Genomic DNA, 17,441 nt, shown 5'->3' with positions numbered 1-17,441 from the left:
CACAGACTATGAAAACTTCAGTGTGAAAGCTTCACTGCTCCATCGGTGCTTGCGAAGGCGTACTGCGACAGCGCGCCGACCAGCGCTGCCGGCACTCGGGCCCGCACCCGCGTACCACCCTCTTCGTGCGCGGATTCCAGGATCCGGCCGTCGGAGTGGATGCGGGCGAGCAGGTCGCCTCGGGTGTACGGCAGGAGCACGCTCACCTCGACGTCGAGCCCGCTGAGGAATTCGACCAGCCTGTCACGCAACTCGTCGAGTCCCCTGCCGGTGCGTGCCGACACGAACACCGCACCGGGCAGCTGGGCCCGCAGATGCGACAGCTCGGTCGGATCCAGCGCGTCGATCTTGTTGACCACCAACAGTTCCGGCGGCGCCGGGCGGTCGGACTCGCGCAGCACGTCGGTGATGACCTCGCGCACGGCCTTGATCTGCTGATCGGGCGTCGGATCGGAGCCGTCCACGACATGCAGCAGCAGGTCCGCGCCGGTGACCTCCTCGAGAGTGGAGCGGAACGCCTCGACCAGCTGGGTGGGCAGGTGCCGCACGAAGCCGACGGTATCGGTGAACACGACCTCGCGGCCGTCCTCCAGCGCCGCCCGGCGGGTGGTCGGATCCAGGGTCGCGAACAGCGCGTTCTGCACCAGGATGCCCGCGCCGGTGAGCGCGTTCATCAGGCTGGACTTGCCGGCGTTGGTGTAGCCGACGATCGCCACCGACGGGATGCCGCTGGCGTCGCGCCGCGCGCGCTTGGTGTCGCGGGCGGTCTTCATATCCTTGATCTCGCGGCGCAGCTTGGCCATGCGCTCGCGGATGCGACGGCGATCGGTTTCGATCTTGGTCTCACCGGGACCACGCAGACCCACACCGCCGCCGCTGCCACCGGCGCGACCACCGGCCTGCCGCGACATCGACTCACCCCAGCCGCGCAGCCGCGGCAGCATGTACTCCATCTGGGCCAGCGATACCTGCGCCTTGCCCTCGCGGGAGGTGGCGTGCTGGGCGAAGATGTCCAGGATCAGCGCGGTGCGGTCGATGACCTTGACCTTGACGACCTTCTCCAGCGCGGTCAGCTGCGCAGGTGTGAGCTCACCGTCGCAGATCACGGTGTCGGCGCCGGTCTCGAGCACGACGGACCGCAGTTCGTCGGCCTTACCGGAACCGATGTAGGTGGCCGGATCCGGCTTGTCGCGGCGCTGGATGAGCGCATCCAGCACCTGCGAGCCCGCGGTCTCGGCGAGCGCGGCGAGTTCGGCCATGCTGGCCTCGGCCTGCGCCGCGGTGCCCTCGGTCCAGACACCGACCAGCACCACGCGCTCGAGGCGCAGCTGGCGGTACTCGACCTCGGTGATGTCGGTGAGTTCGGTGGACAGCCCGGCGACGCGGCGCAGGGCGCTGCGGTCCTCGAGTTGCAGCTCGCCGACGGTCGGCGCCGGCTCCCAGCCGTTACCGCCCTCGTCGCGATCGAGCTCCTCGATCGGGGTGAACTCGTACGTTTCTGATTTCCTCATACGCCTCCATGGTCCCACGACTCAACGACCAGGCGCACTCGGATATTTCTCGCACGGTTGTTCAGCACGTCTTGCGGATGTATTCGGGTTCGCCCTGGGGCAGGACATCCCTGTCACGCTGGACGATGCTCAGCCTGTCTCCATACCCTGAGCAGGCCTTCGACAGGCCGTCGTCGGTGTATTCGATCACGATGACGTTGTCGTCGAACGCCGCGACATAGTCGCCGCACTCCTGCTGTTCCCCGCATTCCTCGGCGACGGCGAAGTCCAGCCCGTTCCGGCGGCGGTTCTCGGCGAGTTCGGAGGTGTTCTTCTGCGCTATCGCGAGGTTCTTGTCGTGGGCGTGCGCCGACAGCAACCGGATGTACGTCTGGGCCTGTTCGGGGCCGAGCAGACCATTCGAGCGCGAGAAGCTGTCGTAGTTGTCGGGCTCGACGCCCTGGTATCCCTTGGCGGCGCACTCGTCGATCCAGCCGTTCACCTTCCGGGCGATCCGCTGGCGCTTGTCGTCGGTGCGCAGGTCGAGCAGGGCCTCCTGCCACGCGGTGTCCCAGACGATATTGCCCTCGTCGTCGCGCAACAGCAGATCGGGATCCCACTCACCCTCCGCGCCCGGCTGCGCCTGGAAGGCGTTGACATAGCAGATGTTGTACACCCCCGGCGCCGGATCGACGGTGTGGTCGCGGGCCACCACGGCAACCCCGGGCGGCGGGCTGTACGGGCCACCGATCTGGTAGTCGAAGCCCGCATGCGGCGGCGGGACGGTGACGGCCGACGGCGCCGCCGCGGATTCGGCGGCACCGGTCGTCGACAGAGCGGCCAGGACCGCGACGCTCGCGGCGGCGGCACGCAGAAGATGGCTCACGCTGAGCTCCAAGCGATTCGCGAGAAACGTCGAAGTCATTTCGACGCGAGTCGCAGTCAACCAACCGGATCGGCAACCGTCAAGGGCAAACCTCTTGAGCCCGTGGGCATTCCGGGAGGGACTCGAAGCTCAGGCGCCGTACCACCATGCGGCGGCGAGATGACCGGAGGCGACGAGGACCGACGGGCCCCGCAGGCAGGCGTTACCGCGGTCGATACCGACGGTGACCTCGCCGCCCGGGATGCGCACCCGGATCTCGCCGGTATCGGCCTCGAGGTCGAAGCCCTCGCGGGCCAGCGCGGCCGCGGCGGCGGCGACGGTTCCGGTTCCGCAGGAACGGGTTTCGCCGACACCGCGCTCGTAGACACGCATATCCACCGCGCGATCCCCGTCCAGGGCCGTGAGAATCTCGATATTCACGCCCTGCGGGAACAGCTCCGGGTCGAAGCCCGGCGGCACGGTGAGATCCAGTTTCGCCAGCGCGTCGGCGGTCAGGCCGGGGTCCACGCAGGCCAGGTGGGGGTTGCCGACGTCGATGCCGAGACCGGGCAGGGCGTGGCCGCCGATGGTGGCGGTGGACTCACCGAGGGTGCGGACCGGGCCCATGGCGACGGTGACATCTCCGGCGGCCGAGTCGAAGGAGTGCACCGTCACCGGCCGGGCACCGGCTCGGCTGCCCACCACGAAACTGTCGCGCTGCTCCCATCCGCGCGCCACCAGGTAGTGCGCGAACACCCGCACCCCGTTGCCGCACATCTCGGCGATCGAGCCGTCGGCATTGCGGTAGTCCATGAACCAGTCGTCGGCCGACACGCCCTGCGGCAGTTCGCTCAGCACGCCGGTATCGCGCAGCGCACCCGCGCGCGCCACCCGCAGCACCCCGTCGGCGCCGAGACCGCGCCGCCGATCGCACAGCGCCGCCACCCGCTCGGCGGGCAACGCCAGCGCGGCCTGCGGGTCCGGCAACACCACGAAATCGTTCTGGGTGCCGTGGCCCTTGGTGAACTCGATATCGGTCTGCTCCATAGCTCCTACCGCTGTGTTGAATTGTGTCGCCTTCGGCGCCACGGTTCGCGGCCCCGATGGCTCGGCCCTTCCCTCCTACGCTCCCCCGCTCCGTCAGTCCAGGCCCGAGCCGGCCGCGAACCCGATCCGGCGCTGCCGGAAGATTTCGTACAAGGCGATCGAGGCCGCGCATGGGGCCGCCACGGCACCCGCGACCGGGATCGAGACCAGCTCGTCGCAGCCGTCCCGCCACGCCGGGCCCAGGTCTTCGGCGTCGTCGCCGATCACCACGATCGTCGCATCCGTGAAATCCTGCTCGTACACCGCCCGCGTCGCGCGGGCCTCGCGACCGGTCACGATACCGACGATCCAGGTGGGGATGTCGCGCCCGGCCTGCCGGTCGCAGAAGTCGTGCACCGGCCCGGCGCCGGGCACCCGGAACACCGGCAGCGCGAACAGCGAACCGCCCGAGGCGCGCACGCACTGCGGGTCGTAGTGATCGGCGCCGGTACCGCTCACCACGACCGCCGCGGCCCCGAACGCATCCGCCGTGCGGATCACGCTGCCCAGCCGCAGCGCCGACCCGGGCCGCTCGATCACCACGACCACCGGCGACTCGCGATCCCCGGGAGTTCCGGGCGCGAAGCCGTCCAGGCGCGGTTGCCGCGTTTTCGCCACCGCCACCAGTTCCGGTGTGCCGGTGGCCGGTTCGGCGAGTTCGGCCATCAGTTCCGGCACGAGCCCCATGCTCGGCGCGCCGCTGGCCTGGAGCAGTTCGCGCGCCCACGCCGGTAGTTCGGGTGTGCCCAGCCGATAGAGCAGGGTCTCCAGCGGCCAGTCGTGGGCGACGGCCGCACCGATGGCATCGCGGCCGTGGACGAGGAAGCGGCCGTCGCGATGGCGCTTGGCGCGATTGGTGAGATACGCCTGCCATGCGCCGACGGCGGCGTTGCGGGTGGTCACTGCCGAACTCGTTCCTGATCGTCGCGGGATGCCCGGGAACCCACCAGCGTCAGCGCCGCCTCCACCAGCCGCGGATCGGCGCCGTCCACCCACCGCACCCGCGGGTCGCGGCGGAACCACGACCGCTGTCGCCGGACATAGCGCCGGGTGCCGATGAGGGTGCGTTCCTGCGCATGCTTCAGGTCGTATTCGTTGTCCAGGTACGCAAGGACTTGTGCATAACCGATGGCGCGCCGGGCGGTCTGGCCTTCGCGCAGGCCGCGCTCGAGCAGTCCACGCACCTCGTCGACCAGGCCGTCGGCGAACATCTTCGCGGTCCGGGCCTGGATGCGGGCATCGAGTTCGGCGGTGTCGCGGTCGACGCCGAGAATGAGCGTGCCCCAGCGTGGTTCACCGATCCGCGGCTGCGACGCCGCGAACGGCTGCCCGGTGAGCTCGACGACCTCGAGCGCGCGCACCATGCGGCGGCCGTCGGTGGGCAGAATCGTGTCGGCCGCGACCGGATCGGCGGCGCGCAGCGCGGCGTGTACGGCCGCCACACCGCCGTCGGCCAGCAGTGCCTCCCATTTCGCCCGGACCTGCGGGTCGGTGGCGGGGAAGTCCCAATTGTCCAGCAGCGCTTGCACATACATCATCGAGCCGCCCACGATGATCGGGGTGCGCCCGCGCGCCATGATCGCCTCCACATCGGCGGACGCGGCGACCTGATAGGCGGCGACGGTGGCGGTTTCGGTGACCTCGAGGACGTCGAGCTGATGATGCGGGATGCCGCGGCGCTCGCCGACCGGCAGCTTCGCGGTGCCGATATCCATGCCCCGGTACAGCTGCATGGCGTCGATGTTGACGATCTCGCCGTCCAGCCGCTGGGCCAACTCCAGTGCCAGATCGGACTTTCCGGTGGCGGTCGGTCCGATCACCGCGATGGGGGTACTCACGCCCCGCCTCCCGGATGCCACACGCTCACCTGGTAGCCGACGCCGAAAGGCGCTGCCTGGTATCGAGTCTCGACCGTCGGGGCGGCATCGCCGAACAGTCCGGCCAGCACCTGGTAGGCGGCGCGGCCCGAGACGTCCAGTTCGGCGCACAGCCCGGCGTCCAGCCGCGCGATCTCGTCCCGGTCGCCCGCCGTCAGGGCACGGTCGATGCGCTCCTGCAGCTCGCCCGCGCGCAGATCCAGATAGCCGGGCGCGGCGGTCGACAGGGTGGCCGCGCCGTCGGCGACCACGAGCACCCCGCAGTCCTCGGCGCGGGCATCCAGCTCGCCGCGCAGCGTGGCGCCCACCTCCAGGCAGTGGTCCGCGGGTGCGTCCGATTCGACGATGCGCGCATCGGCCACCGCCTCCGGTGCCACCTGCCCGCGCAGCCAGCCCCCGATCAACGCCGCCAACGGCAGCCGCGGGTCCGCGGACGGGCCGGTCAGCACGGCCAGCGGCAGGCTCGGATCGGCCGACCCACCCGCCAGCGCCGCCGCCGACAGCGCCACCTGGAGATCTGCCCCGTACCCCCGGAACGTGCCGACCGCGTCCGGGCCGAGCGCCTGGGCCCGCTCGCCCACGCCGACGACGGTCCACTGCGACGCCTGTTCCGCCAATATCCGACCGGCCGCCAGCACCTCCTCCCGCACCACCGGCACCTGCGCCGCCCGATGCGCCGGATCCGCCAGCGGGGATCCGCCGCACAGTTCGGGCACCAGAACAGGCGGCGACGGTATCAGCACGGCAACACGGAACACGCAGTCAACCGTAACCGCCTGCCCGCGTTCGACAACACGCGCAGGCAGTGGGCCGGTTCGCCCACATTGTCCTCCCCATTCCCCCACCTACCACCCCAGCAAACATCTGGACATCAACAGAGCTGTCATGGTCAAGCGATCAGTTTCCGCAGGTGACGACTCGGCCCGCCGCCGGCGGGGATCCGGCCGTTCATCCCACCTACGGCGCCGCCGGGCCGGTATTGCGGACCGGCTCCTGGCCACCGCATTCACACCCGCAGCTACCGTCACCGCAGCGCCACCGGCAACAAGACACGGCAAATCTGTCCCTTGGCTGGTTGAATGGGATGAGCTAGGGCGTAACCAGGCAGCCGTGACGCGCGGCAGGGACGAGGAGCGATGACCGACAACAGCGGAACCGAGAAGGCCACCCAACCGGACACCGGCACGGCGCAGCGGTCCAGCAACTCCGCCGCGACACGACCCACGCCCGCCGATGCCGCCAACCATCCCGGCAACACGCCGCGTACCTCCGGTACCCCGAAACCGGGCGGCCGTAAACCCGAATCCCCCAAGCCGCATGCGATCAAACCCGCTCCCGGCCCGGCCGATCATCCGCATCCGGTGGTCGTGCCGACGGTGAGCGATCCCAGCAAGTGGGGCCGGGTCGACGAGGACGGCACCGCCTGGGTCAAGACCGCCGAGGGCGAACGCGTTGTCGGATCCTGGCAGGCCGGGGACGCCGCGGAGGGCCTGGCGCACTTCGGCCGGCGCTTCGACGATCTGGCCACCGAGGTGGCGCTGCTCGAGGCGCGGCTGGCCGCAGGCACCGATGCCCGCAAGACCAAGGCCGCCGCCGTAGCGCTGGCCGAATCGCTGCCGACCGCGGCGGTCATCGGCGATATCGACGGCCTGTCCCGGCGCCTGCAGGCGATCATCGAACATTCCGATGAGGCCGCCGCCCACGCGCGGGAGGAGAAGGAGCGCACCCGCCACGAGCAGACCGAGCGCAAAGAGGCGCTGTGCGCGGAGGCCGAGCAGATCGCGGCGGAATCCACGCAGTGGAAGGCCGCCGGTGACCGGCTGCGCGAGATCCTCGACGAGTGGAAGACCATCCGCGGGGTGGACCGCAAGGTCGACGATGCGCTGTGGCGGCGGTTCTCCAAGGCCCGTGAATCGTTCAACCGCAGGCGTGGTGCGCATTTCGCCGAACTGGACCGGGAGCGGGCCGCGGCCAAGGCGCGCAAGGAAGAGCTGTGCGTGCGCGCCGAGGAGCTGTCGGGTTCCACCGACTGGGTCGGCACCGCGGCGATCTTCCGCGACATGCTGGCCGAGTGGAAGGCGGCCGGGCGCGCCCCGCGCGAGGCCGACGAACAGCTGTGGCGGCGGTTCAAGAGCGCCCAGGACGTGTTCTTCGCCGCCCGCAACGCCGCGGCGTCCGAACGCGACGCCGAATTCGAGCAGAACGCCGCGGCCAAGGAGGAGCTGCTACGCGCCTACGAGGACCGTATCGATCCCGGCTCCGACCTCGACGCCGCGCGCGCGACTCTGCGTGAGCTGCAGGAGAAGTGGGATGCCGTCGGCAAGGTGCCGCGCGAGCGCATCCAGGAGCTCGAGGGCCGCCTGCGCACCATCGAAAAGCGCGTCCGCGAGGCGGTCGACGCCCAATGGCGCCGCACCGACCCGGAGGCCATGGCCCGCGCCGCCCAATTCCGCGAGCGCGTAGCCCAATTCGAGGAGCAGGCCGCCAAGGCCCAGGCCGCAGGCCGCACCCGCGACGCCGAAAAGGCCCTCGAACAGGCCAAACAGTGGCGCGAATGGGCCGAGGCCGCCGAGGGCGCCGTCAGCCAGCGATAGTCCAGGGCCCCTCGGATCCCGGCGTGTCCTTCGCCGGGACCTACTTGTCCTCACCCCGCAGCCAGCGGCGGTGCTTCTCCTCTTCCTCGGCGGCGGCGATGCGGCGCTGCTCCTCGGCTTCCAGGTGCACCGCGGTGCGGCTCCACACGACCTTGATCCAGTGGAAGGTCAGCACGATGATCGCGAGGGTGGCCAGGATCAGGCCGACGGCCGGTCCGGCGCCGCGATAATCGCCGAGGCCCGGGGTCTGGCGATGCCAGATCGACAGCACACCGAAGACGCTGCCGACCGCGGACCCGGCCACCGCGATCCACGCCAGCGCCCAGCGGCGGGTCACCAGCGCCAGCGACGAGAAGCCGATCCCGAAGAGCACCACGAACCACTCGAACACCCGCGACGGCAGCCCGATGTGCTCGGCGCGCGCCGTGCTGTCGTACAGGATCACATCCAGCCCGCGCGCATCCCCGGCATGCGGCAGCACCAGCGACAGCAGCAGCACGAACACCGCGCTCGCCACCACCATCGCCCGGTAGCCCGGATCGATCTCCCCGGCGATTTTGCGCTCGACGGCCTCGAGGTCGTCGCGGTACTCCTCGAAGGTCTTGGTCTCGGCCGGATTCATCGTCTCCTCGTTCGGCTCGGGTGCGTCCTGATCTGCGGGCTCGGCACCGGGCGCGCCCGATTTACCGTGCGAGCCCGCGCTTTCGGTCGGCTGACCGCCCCCGTCGGGCGCGACCTGCTCGGCGTCCCCGCGCTCCGCGCCCGCACCGGACGCGCCCTCGGCGGGCACGCCATCGTCGCGCCGCACTTCGTCTTCGCCGCGATCAGCCACGAGTCACCACCGCTTCAGTGCCGTATCGGGTTGTGCTGCCGGATTTTTCATACGGGCCGGACGACGCCGCCCGCATCTCTGCGGCACGGTACTCCCCCGTCGTTCCGGCATGCCACCGGCCACGGGCTCACCTCTCATGCGCCGCAGCCCGACGCGCATCCGGCGGCCACCGGTTCCGGCTCCGGGGCGCCGATGCGGGGGATTCCGAGGCCCACGCCGATCGGCGCGGTCTTCGGCGTGATGCCGCGCTCGTGGGAGTCGCCCGCGCGGGTGCGGCGGTGGCTGCGGATCGGGGCGTCGGCGATCAGATGGTGCGGAGCGGCGTCGGTGATGGCGACGGTGACGATATCGCCGGGCCGGATCGCCTGATCCGCGGCCGGCCGGAAGTGCACGAGGCGACCATCGCGAGCACGGCCGCTCATCCGCGCGGTCGCCGCGTTCTTCTTGCCCGCGCCCTCGGCGACCAGCAGTTCGACCTCGGTGCCGATCAGGGCCTGATTGCTCTCCAGCGAGATCTGCTCCTGCAGGGCGATCAGCCGGTCGTAGCGCTCCTGCACGACCTGCTTGGGCACCTGATCGGCCATGGTCGCCGCCGGGGTGCCGGGGCGAATCGAGTACTGGAAGGTGAAGGCGCTGGTGAACCGCGCCTGGCGCACCACGTCCAGGGTCTCGAGGAAGTCCTCCTCGGTCTCGCCCGGGAAGCCGACGATGATGTCGGTCGTGATGGCCGCGTGCGGCATCGCCGCCCGCACCTTCTCGATGATGTTCAGGAAGCGGGCCTTGCGGTAAGAGCGCCGCATGGCCTTGAGGACACGGTCGGAGCCGGACTGCAGCGGCATGTGCAGCTGCGGGCACACGTTCGGCGTCTCGGCCATCGCCTCGATGACGTCGTCGGTGAATTCGGCCGGATGCGGCGAGGTGAACCGGACCCGTTCCAGCCCCTCGATCGACCCGCAGGCCCGCAGCAGCCGCGCGAAGGCGCTGCGATCACGGCCAGGCGCGGAGCTTGCGGAGCGCCCATTCGGCACAGCGGCCGGATCGGCGAAGTTCACGCCGTAGGAGTTGACGTTCTGCCCGAGCAGCGTCACCTCCAGGACGCCCTGGTCGACCAGCGCCTGCACCTCGGCCAGCACATCGCCGGGGCGGCGGTCGACCTCCTTGCCACGCAGCGACGGGACGATACAGAAGGTGCAGGTGTTGTTGCAGCCCACCGAGATCGACACCCATCCGGCATAGGCGGATTCCCGCTTGGCCGGCAGCGTCGACGGAAACGCCTCGAGCGATTCGAGGATCTCGACCTGCGCCTCGCGGTTGTGCCGGGCGCGTTCCAGCAGCACGGGCAGCGACCCGATGTTGTGCGTGCCGAACACGACGTCCACCCAGGGCGCCTTGCGCACCACGGTGTCGCGGTCCTTCTGCGCCAGGCACCCGCCCACCGCGATCTGCATACCCGGCCGCTCCGCCTTGATCGGGGCCAGGTGACCGAGCGTGCCGTACAGCTTGTTGTCGGCGTTCTCGCGCACCGCGCAGGTGTTGAACACGACCAGATCGGCCGTCGCGCCGGGCGTGGCCCGGACGTATCCGGCGTCCTCGAGCAGGCCCGACAGCCGTTCGGAGTCGTGCACGTTCATCTGACAGCCGTAGGTCCGCACCTCGTAGGTGCGCACCTGTTCGGAACCGGCCTGGGAATTCACCCGTCCAGGGTATCCGCTCGCCCGATCCCCTCCCCCACCCCGCCCGCCGGGCCCCTGAGCGGGCGTGATACCGATCACCAATGTCAAGCTTCGGTTAATCGTGACCGGAGCGGTTCCGACGCGTTTCGCAAAATTGCGCATTTCCAGCATTTTCACCCTAAGGTCGAGCCATGACCGACGCTGCCGAAGCAACACCCGGCACTGCCACCGACACCAGCGCCGTCGAATCCGGCTCCACCCCCGCCGCCACCGCGCCGCCGATGATCTCGATGCGCAACGTGGACAAGCACTTCGGGGATCTGCACGTCCTACAGCACATCAATCTCGAGGTGCCCAGGGGCCAGGTGGTGATCGTGGTGGGACCCTCCGGTTCCGGTAAGTCCACGCTGTGCCGCACCATCAACCGCCTCGAGCCGATCGATTCCGGTGATATCGCCATCGATGGTGTGGAGCTACCGGCCGAGGGACGGGCGCTGGCCCGGCTGCGCGCCGACGTGGGCATGGTCTTCCAGCAGTTCAACCTGTTCGCGCACAAGACGATCCTGGAGAACGTGATGCTGGCGCCGGTGAAGGTGCGCCGCATGGACAAGACGAGTGCGCGCGAGAAGGCGATGCAGCTGCTGCAGCGGGTCGGCATCGCCGATCAGGCCGACAAGTATCCGGCGCAGCTGTCCGGCGGTCAGCAGCAGCGCGTCGCCATCGCGCGGGCGCTGGCCATGAACCCGAAGGTGATGCTGTTCGACGAGCCCACCTCGGCGCTGGACCCGGAGATGGTCAGCGAGGTGCTCGAGGTGATGGTGCAGCTGGCCAAGGACGGTATGACCATGCTGGTGGTCACCCATGAGATGGGTTTCGCCCGCCGCGCCGGTAACCGGGTGTTGTTCATGGCCGACGGTGAGATCGTCGAGGACACCGATCCCGAAACCTTCTTCACTGCCCCGAAATCCGAGCGCGCCAAGGATTTCCTGGGCAAGATCTTGAGTCACTGACCGACCACAATCAGGTCCACACCTCACGAGAGAGAAGGAATTCGATGAGGATCACCCGTGCACTGCGATTCGGCATCGGCGCCCTGGCCATAGCGGTCGTTGCGACCGGCTGCGGCGGCGGCGACTCGAAGTCGGCCGCCCAGCACGCCGCCGACGGCAAGCTGACCGTCGGCATCAAGTACGACCAGCCCGGCCTGGGCCTGCGCAACAAGGACGGCTCGTTCTCCGGTTTCGACGTCGACGTCGCCACATATGTCGCGGGCAAGCTGGGCGTCAAGCCGGAGAACATCCAGTGGAAGGAAGCCCCCACACCCCAGCGCGAGACGCTGATCCAGAACGGCCAGGTCGACTACATCGTCGGCACCTACTCGATCACCGACCAGCGCAAGGAGAAGGTCGACTTCGCGGGGCCCTACTTCATTGCCGGTCAGGATCTGCTGGTGCGGGCCGACAACACCGACATCACCGGCCCGGACACGATCAAGGGCAAGAAGGTGTGCTCGGTGAAGAATTCCACCCCCGCACAAAACATCGAGAAGAACTACAAAGAGGCTCAGCTGCAGACCTACGACACGTACGCGCTGTGTGTCGAGGCGCTGAAGGCGGGCTCCATGGACGCCGTGACCACCGACAACATCATCCTCGCTGGATATGCCGCGCAGTCTCCCGGTCAGCTCAAGCTGGTCAACAAGCCCTTCGCCACCGAGAAGTACGGCATCGGAGTCAAGAAGGGCGACAAGGAGTCCCGCGACAAGATCAACGATGCGATCGAGGCCATGATCAGCGACGGCAGCTGGAAGACCGCGCTGGAGAAGAATACGGCCGGAACCGGATTCGCGGTGCCGCAGCCGCCGACGGTGGACCGGTACTGATCCCGTCGTTCGACTCGAATCATCCCTGACACACTGCAAGGAGCACGTCCGCCGTGTTCGACCTGATCTCCAGATACGACTCCCAACTGCTCGACGCGTTCTGGATGACCATCAAACTGACCGCCCTGTCGGCGGTCGGAGCGCTGGTGCTCGGCACTGTCGTCGCCGCTATGCGGGTGTCGCCGGTGCCGGTGGCACGCTGGGTCGGCGCGGCGTACGTGACCGTCTTCCGCAATACCCCGCTGACTCTCATCCTGGTGTTCTGCTCGATCGGCCTGCTGAACACGCTACGCATCCAGCTCGCCACCGGTCCGAACGAACTCGCGGACAACGCCTTCCGCTGGGCTTTGGTCGGCCTGAGCGTCTATACCGGCGCATTCGTCTGCGAATCGCTGCGCGCGGGCATCAACACCGTGGCAGTGGGCCAGTCAGAGGCGGGCCGCTCGCTGGGCTTGACCTTCGGGCAGAATCTGCGCCTCATCGTTCTGCCGCAGGCGTTTCGCTCGGTGATCGCCCCGCTGGGTAGCGTGCTGATCGCCTTGACGAAGAATTCGACCATCGCCTCGGCCATCGGCGTGCACGAGGCTGCGTATTTGATGTACGACATGAACGAAATCGAGGCACAGATCCTGGTGATCGGCGCGATCTTCGCCGTGGGCTTCGTCATTCTGACCCTGCCGACCGGCCTGGTATTCGGTTGGCTCGCCAAGCGATTCGAGGTGGCACGATGAGTTCCGGTCCCTCGGTCCTCTACGACGCGCCGGGCCCCCGGGCGCGGCTGCGGCACAACGTCTACTCGGTGATCGTCGCCGCGGCGGTCGCCGCGGCGATCTGGTTCGTCTACCGAGGCCTCGACAGCAAGGGGCAGTTCACGGTCGAGAAGTGGAAGCCGTTCGTCGACAGCCAGGTCTGGCAGACCTATATTCTGCCCGGTCTGCGCGGAACCGTGGTCGCCGCCGTGCTATCGATCGTCTTCGCCCTCGTGATCGGGATCATCTTCGGCATCGCGCGGCTGTCGGACCACGCAAGCGTGCGGTGGGTCGCGGGGACGATCGTCGAATTCGCCCGCGCCATCCCGGTGCTGATCATGATGATCTTCCTGTTCAATTTCTTCGCCGACGAACAGGTGTTCCCGTCCGACCAGTTGGCGCTCGCCGCGGTGGTCATCGCGCTGACCATCTACAACGGCTCGGTCATCGCCGAGATCGTCCGAGCAGGCATTCGTTCGCTGCCGCGCGGGCAGACCGAGGCCGCGACCGCGCTGGGCATGCGCAAGGGCCAGCTCATGCGCATGATCCTGCTGCCGCAGGCGATCACGGCCATGCTGCCCGCCCTCATCTCGCAAATGGTTGTGGCGCTGAAGGATTCGGCCCTCGGCTATCTGATCACGTACGGGGAGATCGTCCGCCAGGGCCAGCAGCTCGGCGCTGCGATGCAGAACACCATCCCCGCACTCATCGTCGTCGCGGTCATCATGATCGCTTTGAACTGGGCGCTGTCGGTTTTCGCCACACGGTTGGAGCGTCGCCTGCGCTCGCGCCGCCGCGGGCGGGCCGTCGTGGCGGCCGATTCGGTGATCATCGACGCAGCACCCGGAATGGATCTGTCCACCACGAAGTAATCCGCATTTCTCTGGTTGACGTCACACCTCTGCCGAGTCAGGCGGTGCTCCCAGACCTGGTGAGAAGGCACCGCGGGGATTTGCCGCCACGGAAGGGGAACGGCGGAGGGTAAGCCACAGCAGTATCAAGCAACCGACCGTCGTCGGTGCCCCGAACCACAACACCGAAGGCAACAGGCCAATGTGTCCGGCCAGCAGGCCGATGCACAGAACCGGCACGGCCAGTGCCAGATATCCGATCAGGTACACCGTGGTCAGTACTTCACCGCGCTTTTCGACCGGCGCTATCACCGTCACTTCGGCCAGTGCGGCGGCAAACGCAAGCCCCTTACCCACGCCGACTACGACGGCGGCAATCAACGCAATCAATGGCTGACGGGTGATCACCGCAGCCATCAGCATGCTTATGCCAGACGCCAGCGCGGCGAGCCCAGAGGTCTTAGCGACCCGCTTCGATAGCCGCGCCGACTGGGACTCGGCAAGAGTGGCAGCCCCCAGCATGAGGGTCACGATCCCTGCCGCGAACGTGGTTCTGTCGGCCGGGGTCAGTTCATACATCATGGAAGGGGCCAGGGACAAGAAGAATCCGAGCAGGCTCCACGTCAGCAGGACCGTGCATCCGGCCATGGCAAACGGCCGTCGGATCTCCTTGGGGACGGACGGACGGCGTGGCCGCCACGGCAACCGCTGCGATTGCCGGGGCAGGGTCAGTAGCCAGACGCCTGCGGGTATGAGCAACAGCAGATGCACCAGGAACGGATAGCTCAGCGGCTCCGGGGCGAGCTCGGCGATCACGCCGGACAGCAGCGGCCCAGCCGCACTACCGATCGAGATCCCCGCGGCCGCGAGTGCGGCGGCGCGCCGGTCGGACAACCCATCGGCCAACGCCGCTGTCGTCGCACCGGTACTCATGCCGAGTGCCGAGCCCTGCACCAGACGACCGAAGAACAGTTGCAGCGGCCCGGCGGCGGTCGCGAGCATCACCGAGCCAGCAGCGGAGAGACACAGCCCATACAGCACTGTGCGCCGCCGTCCCCACGCGTCGGACAGACTGCCGCACAACATCATTGTGGGCACGACCGCAGCCACATAGCTGGCGAACAGTGCCGTCATCCCGAATGGAACAAGGTGAAAAATGCGGGCGTAGTCGGCATACAGCGCGGTGGGCATGCTGGATCCCGTGCACAATACGGTGATCGTGTAGGTTCCGCCGACCGCGAGCTTGGTTGCCGGATCAGATCCGGGCACAGATCCCGTCCAGCAGTCGTCGCTCGGCTGCCTCGTCTTCGTCGGTGCCGCCGAGCATGTAGCCACCGAACTTCATGTCACCGCGTTCCAGGCCCAACGCGATCACCCCCCGACCGACCTCGGTGATCGCCGCCTCCACATCGGCGAGCTCCACCTCGGTGTTCTCCCGCACATACAACTCGGTGAGGCGCCGGGTCGGCAGCATCTCGCCGTGCCACGCGCGTACCGACGGATGGCTTTGGTAGGTCTCCCAGTACATCCGCGAGCCCGGGATGATCCCAGGGGCGGCGACCGAGATCGTGGTGATTTGGTCTCGATAGGTCTCGGCGAGCGCCAGCCAGTTGTCCACCTCGGTGCGCAACAGTGACAGCGTGGTGCCCGGTAGCCCCATGATGCCGGACGCGTACAGCTTGTAATCGAGGTCCCTGGCCAACTCCAGTGCCTCGTGCACCCGGTCGGGGCCCTTATTGATGCCCTTCGAGTCGCCTTTCAACAGTTTGGGATCGAACGCCTCGAGCCCGACGTTCCATGTACGAATGAATCCCTTGCACAGCGGTGCGGACTGGATGAATTCGTACACCAATCCGTATGCCAGCATGAACCGGTAATCTCTGAGTACCGGCGATGCCGCGCACGCCTCCGCGAGTTCGTCGAGGTAACTGATATCGCCGCCCCACTGATCACGAGAGAACCCGAATGTCGAATCTCCGGCTGCGTACACATTCGCACCCAGTTCCCCGACAACGGTTTCCAGCGCCTCTACCGCCGACGGGACGTCCACGGTCTTCGGAGTGAGGCCCTGGATCGAGCAGTGCTTGCACCGTCGGGTTGACCGGCGTCCCCAGGTGCACCCACCGTCCAGCGGCAGGGTGACCATTCGTTTCAACTCGTAATGCCGGGCGTACCAGACCTCGAATGCCCGGTCGTAGTATCGCTCCAACTGGTCCTGAATGAGCCGGTAGTCCGGCAGAATCCTGCGATTGATCGGGAAGGTCGGAGCGGCCTGGTTGACGATATTCCCGTTGTGCCGGTACGCCAACGACGGTATACGGGTGAAATCCAGTTGACCGCGCAGTGCGTACAGCAGGCCCATCATCGTGAACGGCCCATTGTTTCCGGTACTCACAAAATCGACCAGGCTGCCGCCGTATCTTCCGGACAGCACCTCCTTGTGCAGGATACCGGCGTGGTCATTACCGAATATGATCACTGCGCCCGGGTTGACTCGCTTGATCTCGGCCGCCACGATATAGGCCCACGGCGCGGTAGAGGTGTACACCGTGAATGCCGCGACGTCCGGCGGATTCGACGCGATTTGGGCCTGCACGTCCGTCCATCCGACGTGGCTCATATCGAGGTACCGCCACGGCACTTCGGGGAAACATCTGACATGGTAGGTGACAATTTCCATGAGCCCGGCATGGGGATAGACCGACCCTTCGTTGCGGTAGCGGTCCTGTCCCCCGACACCCTCGATCAGTGCGCCACCACCAGAATGACCTCCCCGATGCGCCGAGGTCAGCGGAAGTCCCACATACCATACGGAGCGCAACTTCCGTTGTGGCGGGTTGGTTGCCGGTAGTGGTAGTTGCCACGAGTAGCGCGAATCGACGCCGACTTTTTCCTCGGCGGGCTCGAGTGTCATTCGCACGTGGATCTCCTCTTCATGATCTGAACAATCAGTGGTCGTCAGGCCACCGAGCCCGAATTCCGCGGACTCGACATGAGCTGATACCGTGAACGAAGCGCCTTCGACTCGAAAGAATTTCGAGTTACGGCTCTCGATCGTCCGGTAGCCATAGACGTACCGCAGAGCACACTCGACCGAGAATCAGCGCGGACTCATGACGGCGCTCCGCTGGAATGCTGCAGCTCCTCCAGACCGAAACAATATGATGTCGTTGAACAACCCCCCTGCGACGTTCAACCGAGTCTTGGGTGTTCGCCGATATGTGCCGGCCCACGTGCAGCTGCAAGAACAGTTGCCACCCTGATAATAAGACTCATTCAACCTCCCCCTGCGCCGGCATTCCCGATAACAGCTAGACGCCGCAGGAGAAGCCAGCTCCTTGGATACGTTGGCCAGTCGATCTACTCACCCAGCCATATCGAGAAAGGATAGTCCTGAACGGAAGCTATCACAAGGCAGGGGTTTACAGGGGTATTGGCAGAAACAGCCACTATGTGGAGGACGCCTGAAAACCAACCTACCAGACGGTCCGGCCCTACTTATCTCCGCGCTGAGGATTCGACACTGGGCTACATAATCACCT

15 protein-coding genes are annotated in these 17,441 nt (G+C 67.4%); 5 read left to right on the top strand and 10 right to left on the bottom strand.

Going from position 1 to position 17,441, the window contains the following annotated elements; all coding sequences use genetic code 11:
• Positions 1–17 precede the first annotated feature (17 nt).
• The 6 genes from hflX to IU452_RS13850 all read right to left on the bottom strand — a co-directional run bounded on the left by hflX (position 18) and on the right by IU452_RS13850 (position 6,076).
• Entirely contained in the window at positions 18–1,511 is a 1,494-nt protein-coding gene (hflX, locus tag IU452_RS13875; RefSeq protein WP_195109403.1) for a GTPase HflX, read from the bottom strand.
• Positions 1,512–1,572: 61 nt separating this feature from the next.
• Positions 1,573–2,376, bottom strand: coding sequence for an endo alpha-1,4 polygalactosaminidase (locus IU452_RS13870; RefSeq protein ID WP_324192604.1), 804 nt, complete (start codon positions 2,374–2,376; stop codon positions 1,573–1,575).
• A 129-nt stretch (positions 2,377–2,505) separates the two neighbouring features.
• Positions 2,506–3,387: a diaminopimelate epimerase gene (dapF, locus tag IU452_RS13865; protein WP_195109641.1), complete on the bottom strand. Its 882-nt coding sequence runs from the start codon at positions 3,385–3,387 to the stop codon at positions 2,506–2,508.
• A 108-nt stretch (positions 3,388–3,495) separates the two neighbouring features.
• Positions 3,496–4,344, bottom strand: a complete 849-nt coding sequence (locus IU452_RS13860) for a TrmH family RNA methyltransferase (RefSeq protein WP_195109401.1) — start codon at positions 4,342–4,344, stop codon at positions 3,496–3,498.
• Positions 4,341–5,279 carry a tRNA (adenosine(37)-N6)-dimethylallyltransferase MiaA gene (gene miaA, locus IU452_RS13855; RefSeq protein ID WP_195109400.1) on the bottom strand — a complete coding sequence of 313 codons (939 nt, stop codon included), beginning with the start codon at positions 5,277–5,279 and terminating at the stop codon, positions 4,341–4,343. Before miaA ends, IU452_RS13860 begins: the two co-directional genes overlap by 4 nt.
• Positions 5,276–6,076: a hypothetical protein gene (locus tag IU452_RS13850; RefSeq protein ID WP_195109399.1), complete on the bottom strand. Its 801-nt coding sequence runs from the start codon at positions 6,074–6,076 to the stop codon at positions 5,276–5,278. Before IU452_RS13850 ends, miaA begins: the two co-directional genes overlap by 4 nt.
• A gap of 378 nt (positions 6,077–6,454) precedes the next feature.
• Here IU452_RS13850 and IU452_RS13845 point away from each other — a divergent pair, with 378 nt between their 5' ends.
• The gene (locus IU452_RS13845) at positions 6,455–7,912 is read left to right on the top strand and encodes a DUF349 domain-containing protein (RefSeq protein ID WP_195109398.1); all 1,458 of its coding nucleotides are present in this window, start codon (positions 6,455–6,457) and stop codon (positions 7,910–7,912) included.
• Positions 7,913–7,952: 40 nt separating this feature from the next.
• Here the strand turns inward: IU452_RS13845 and IU452_RS13840 are convergent, their stop codons facing one another.
• Positions 7,953–8,534 carry a hypothetical protein gene (locus tag IU452_RS13840; protein WP_195109640.1) on the bottom strand — a complete coding sequence of 194 codons (582 nt, stop codon included), beginning with the start codon at positions 8,532–8,534 and terminating at the stop codon, positions 7,953–7,955.
• Positions 8,535–8,878: 344 nt separating this feature from the next.
• Positions 8,879–10,438, bottom strand: coding sequence for a tRNA (N6-isopentenyl adenosine(37)-C2)-methylthiotransferase MiaB (gene miaB, locus IU452_RS13835; protein ID WP_195109397.1), 1,560 nt, complete (start codon positions 10,436–10,438; stop codon positions 8,879–8,881).
• Between the two features lie 260 nt (positions 10,439–10,698).
• Here miaB and IU452_RS13830 point away from each other — a divergent pair, with 260 nt between their 5' ends.
• The 4 genes from IU452_RS13830 (at position 10,699) to IU452_RS13815 (ending at position 13,920) form a co-directional block, all read left to right on the top strand.
• On the top strand, positions 10,699–11,427 hold the full coding sequence (locus tag IU452_RS13830; RefSeq protein WP_195109639.1) for an amino acid ABC transporter ATP-binding protein: 729 nt from the start codon (positions 10,699–10,701) through the stop codon (positions 11,425–11,427).
• Positions 11,428–11,471: 44 nt separating this feature from the next.
• Complete coding sequence (locus tag IU452_RS13825; protein ID WP_195109396.1) at positions 11,472–12,299, top strand: glutamate ABC transporter substrate-binding protein; 828 nt, start codon at positions 11,472–11,474, stop codon at positions 12,297–12,299.
• A 104-nt stretch (positions 12,300–12,403) separates the two neighbouring features.
• Positions 12,404–13,030, top strand: a complete 627-nt coding sequence (locus IU452_RS13820) for an amino acid ABC transporter permease (protein WP_228817783.1) — start codon at positions 12,404–12,406, stop codon at positions 13,028–13,030.
• Positions 13,027–13,920 carry an amino acid ABC transporter permease gene (locus IU452_RS13815; RefSeq protein WP_195109394.1) on the top strand — a complete coding sequence of 298 codons (894 nt, stop codon included), beginning with the start codon at positions 13,027–13,029 and terminating at the stop codon, positions 13,918–13,920. Before IU452_RS13820 ends, IU452_RS13815 begins: the two co-directional genes overlap by 4 nt.
• A 21-nt stretch (positions 13,921–13,941) precedes the next feature.
• Here IU452_RS13815 and IU452_RS13810 read toward each other — a convergent pair whose 3' ends face one another.
• Positions 13,942–15,168: an MFS transporter gene (locus IU452_RS13810; RefSeq protein ID WP_324192603.1), complete on the bottom strand. Its 1,227-nt coding sequence runs from the start codon at positions 15,166–15,168 to the stop codon at positions 13,942–13,944.
• Entirely contained in the window at positions 15,155–16,819 is a 1,665-nt protein-coding gene (locus IU452_RS13805; protein WP_195109392.1) for a B12-binding domain-containing radical SAM protein, read from the bottom strand. Before IU452_RS13805 ends, IU452_RS13810 begins: the two co-directional genes overlap by 14 nt.
• Positions 16,820–17,441 lie beyond the last annotated feature (622 nt).

The organism is Nocardia transvalensis (assembly GCF_015477765.1).
GTDB lineage: Bacteria > Actinomycetota > Actinomycetes > Mycobacteriales > Mycobacteriaceae > Nocardia > Nocardia transvalensis_A.
This window is presented reverse-complemented; position numbering and strand designations above follow the sequence as displayed.